This window comes from Chryseosolibacter indicum (assembly GCF_018598585.1).
Taxonomy (GTDB): Bacteria; Bacteroidota; Bacteroidia; order Cytophagales; family Cyclobacteriaceae; genus Chryseosolibacter; species Chryseosolibacter indicus.
On record NZ_JAHESD010000125.1, the window covers coordinates 1 to 4,250 of the forward strand.

Here is a 4,250-nt window from a genome sequence, read left to right on the forward strand (position 1 = left end):
CGTTGCCGCAGAGTTGCCGCATATTTTTATTGTTCAAAGTGGTTTGCAGGAAAGTGATAAGATCCTTCTTGAAGGTTTGCGTCAGGTACGTGAAAATGAAAAAATAGAATACAAGTTTGCAAAGCCTGATTCTGTGATCTCACATCTAGACTTATATGCCGAGTAATAATATCCTAAAAAGCTAAAGACATGTTTAGTAAGTTTATACGAAGGCCGGTATTCGCTATTGTAATATCGGTCATGATAGTCTTTGTAGGAATTTTGGCTATCAAGAAATTACCTATATCTCAGTTCCCCGATATTGCTCCCACTACAGTAAATATATTTATTGCTTACCCGGGTTCCAGTGCGGATGTTTTAGTAAAATCTACATTGATCACGCTTGAACAAGCGATCAATGGCGTTCAAGACATGAGGTACATTGCCACCGATGCTACCAGCGCCGGTGAAGCTACTCTTAGAATTATTTTTGAGCCAGGCACAGATCCTAACGATGCGGTTATACGCGTAAAGACAAGGGTTGACCAGGTAATGCCATTATTGCCAGAACTGGTTCAGCGCGAGGGTGTTATTATCACACCTATTCAGCCCAGTATGTTGATGTATGTCAATCTCTATTCTACGGAAAAGAGTATGGACGAGAAGTTCTTATTTAACTACGCAACCGTTAAGATGATCCCTGAAATACAACGTACCAAGGGGGTAGCGAGGGCGCAGATATTGGGTAGCAGAAGATATGCAATGCGTGTGTGGTTAAATCCTGAACGGATGCGTGCTTATAAAATTTCGGTAGAGGAAGTGATGGATGCTATAGGCGAGCAAAGTATTATTGGTCGCCCGGGTAGGATAGGCCAGAGTTCTGGTATAGCCGCGCAATCGCTCGAATATGTACTTACCTACAAAGGAAGATACAACAAGCCAGAAGAGTATGAAGCCATTATAATACGTGCCACTCCTGACGGCGAGAGTATTCATTTAAGAGACATCGCCAAAGTAGAATTGGGTAGTGAATTCTTTGATATCTACTCTAACCTTGATGGTCATGCTTCTGCCGCTATTGTATTGAAGCAAAATTACGGAAGTAATGCCAGTGATGTAATTGCAGAGGTAAAAGCAAAGCTCGAGGAAATGAAGGCAAGCTTTCCTCCGGGAATGGATTACAAAATCAGTTACGATGTTTCGCAGTTCCTGGATGCCTCCATAGAGCAGGTAATACATACGTTGCGCGATGCCTTTATTCTTGTGGCGTTAGTTGTATTCGTATTCCTGGGTGACTGGCGCTCGACGCTGATACCAATATTAGCGGTACCGGTATCGTTGATAGGTGCGTTTTTCGTAATTCAGTTTTTCGGGCTGTCTATCAACTTAGTTACCCTCTTTGCCCTCGTGTTGGCGATAGGTATTGTGGTTGATGATGCCATCGTGGTGGTTGAAGCGGTTCATGCAAAGATGGAGGAAGAGCCGAATATAAGTCCCTACAACGCTGTTAAAAAAGTACTGGGTGAAATCAGCGGAGCTATCATTGCTATTACCATGGTAATGGTGTCTGTATTCGTTCCTATTTCATTTATGTCAGGTCCGGTTGGTACCTTTTACAGGCAGTTCTCCATTACCATGGCGAGCTCCATTGTGATCTCTGCGTTGATTGCTCTTACGCTCACGCCGGTTTTGTGTGCCATGTTATTGAAAAACCATCATGGGCATCCGAAAAAGAAGAACCTGTTAACAAGGTCTCTCGACAGCTTTAACAGAGGGTTTGAAAAAATGACTGGCAGATACGTAGGTCTGTTAAAGTTAATCGTAAACAGGAGAATTGTTACTTTTGCGATATTACTAGCCTTTTGTGCAGGTATATACTACGAGAACCAGATTGTGCCATCAGGCTTTATTCCCAATGAAGATCAAGGTACGATCTATGCTATCATTCAAACACCTCCAGGTTCTACACTAGAAAAAACAAATGAAGTCTCACGCAGATTACAGAAAATCTGTGAAGAGATTGACGGAGTTGAGTCTGTATCCTCACTTGCGGGTTACGAGATCATGACTGAGGGAAGAGGATCTAACGCAGGTACTTGTTTGATCAATTTGAAGAACTGGTCTGAGCGTCATCATTCAGTAAAAGAGATCATGGAGGAATTGGAGGAGAAATCAAGAGGTCTTGGTGCAATAGTGGAATTCTTTGAACCACCTGCAATTCCAGGATTCGGTACTTCAGGTGGTTTCTCTATGAGGTTATTGGATAAGACTACCGATACTGATTACCACGAGTTTGATCAGATCAACAAGGAGTTTATGGATAACTTACGCAAGCGTAAAGAGCTTACCGGTTTGTTTACCTTTTTTGCAGCCAATTATCCTCAATACGAATTGGAGATAGACAATAATCTGGCAATGCAGAAAGGCGTGTCGATTGGAAAGGCGATGGAGAACCTGAACATTTTGATAGGAAGTACTTATGAACAAGGTTTCATTAAGTTTAATCAGTTCTTTAAAGTATACGTTCAATCGGATCCCAAATTCAGAAGACTTCCTTCCGATCTTTTAAATCTCTTTGTGAAGAATGACAAAGGAGAAATGGTGCCTTATTCGTCCTTTATGAAGCTTAAAAAAGGACAAGGACCGAATGAGATTACACGCTTTAACTTATATAATTCGTCGGCGATACAAGGGCTCCCTGCAAAAGGTTACACTACCGCAGAGGCCATAGGTGCAATTCGCGAAGTTGCAAGCAAGACGCTGCCAAAGGGTTACGACATTGCTTTTGAAGGTCTTTCATACGATGAATCCATCAGGGGAAATGAAGCACTTTATGTGTTCATCATTGTATTGATGTTCGTTTACTTTGTACTTGCAGCACAATATGAAAGTTTCATTATCCCGTTGGCTGTGGTGTTCTCATTGCCAGTAGGGGTGTTTGGTTCGTTCTTAATGCTTAAGCTTATGGGGCTTGAGAATAACATTTACGCGCAGGTCGGATTGATCATGCTGGTAGGGCTTTTAGGAAAGAATGCTGTGTTGATTGTTGAATTCGCTGTTCAGAAACGTCAGCAGGGAGAAACGATATTGAATGCAGCTATTGAAGGAGCCAAGGTACGTTTTAGACCGATCTTAATGACTTCATTCGCGTTCGTTGCGGGGTTGATACCATTGATTATAGCAACAGGTGCAGGAGCTATTGGTAACCGTACCATTGGAGCATCTGCTCTTGGTGGTATGTTATTCGGAACAATCTTCGGTGTTATTATCATTCCTGGGCTTTATTTCATCTTTGGCAAATTAGCCGATGGCCGCCATCTCATTAAACACGAAGATGAAGATTCGTTAACCGAAAACCTTGTTCACCAGGTTGACAGCTTCCCTTTAACTCATGATAGTGAAGACAATGAATAATAAAAAAATATTGACACGTTTAGGCATAGGCTGCATGTTGTTGTTGGCTACAGCTTGTAGTTTGCCGCCTTCTTTAGTTCAAAGAAAAGAGAATAAAACAACACCTGCGAGCTTCAACAACAGCTCGCAGGATACTACCAACACTGCAAAGACCCAATGGAAAGCGTTCTTTACAGACCAGTATCTGGTTGCGTTAATAGATACCGCGTTAAAGAATAATCAGGAGCTGAATATCACTTTGCAGGAGATAAACATTGCACGAAACGAAGTAAGAGCAAGGAAAGGAGAATATCTTCCTTTTGTAGGAATAGGAGTAGGAGCAGGCGTAGAAAAGGTAGGAGAATACACAGCAGCAGGTGCAGTTGAAGAAAACCTGGAAGTAAAACCTGGAAAACGATTTCCTGATCCTGTACCTAATTTTCTGTTAGGAGCTAATGCTTCCTGGGAGCTGGATATCTGGAGAAAGCTGAGCAATGCCAAGAAGTCTGCCATGTTCAGATATCTGTCGAGTGCCGAGGGTAAGAACTTTATGGTTACCAATCTGATTGCTGAAATAGCGACATCGTATTACGAGTTAATGGCATTAGATAACCAACTGGATATTTTGAAGAAGAACATTGACATCCAGAAAAATGCATTGGAGATTGTAAAGCTTGAGAAACAGGCAGCCAAGGTTACTGAGTTAGCTGTACGTAAGTTCGAAGCGGAAGTTCTAAAAAACCAGAGCCGCCAGTTTGAAATTATGCAGGCAATTACAGTAACAGAAAACCGGATTAACTTTCTGGTAGGAAGATTCCCGCAGCAGGTTGCAAGAAACTCTCAGACGTTTACTGATCTGGTCCCGGATTCTATTCATG

General features: G+C 42.1%; 2 protein-coding genes and 1 pseudogene. All 3 read left to right on the top strand.

The window, feature by feature from the left end; translation table 11 throughout:
* Positions 1 to 166, top strand: a pseudogene (locus KK060_RS24530) (efflux RND transporter periplasmic adaptor subunit); the annotation flags it as partial.
* 23 nt (positions 167 to 189) lie between these two features.
* Complete coding sequence (locus KK060_RS24535; RefSeq protein ID WP_254157874.1) at positions 190 to 3,393, top strand: efflux RND transporter permease subunit; 3,204 nt, start codon at positions 190 to 192, stop codon at positions 3,391 to 3,393.
* Positions 3,371 to 4,250: TolC family protein (locus KK060_RS24540; protein ID WP_437124584.1), on the top strand; the 880-nt coding region annotated here is incomplete at its 3' end. The genes KK060_RS24535 and KK060_RS24540, both read left to right, overlap by 23 nt.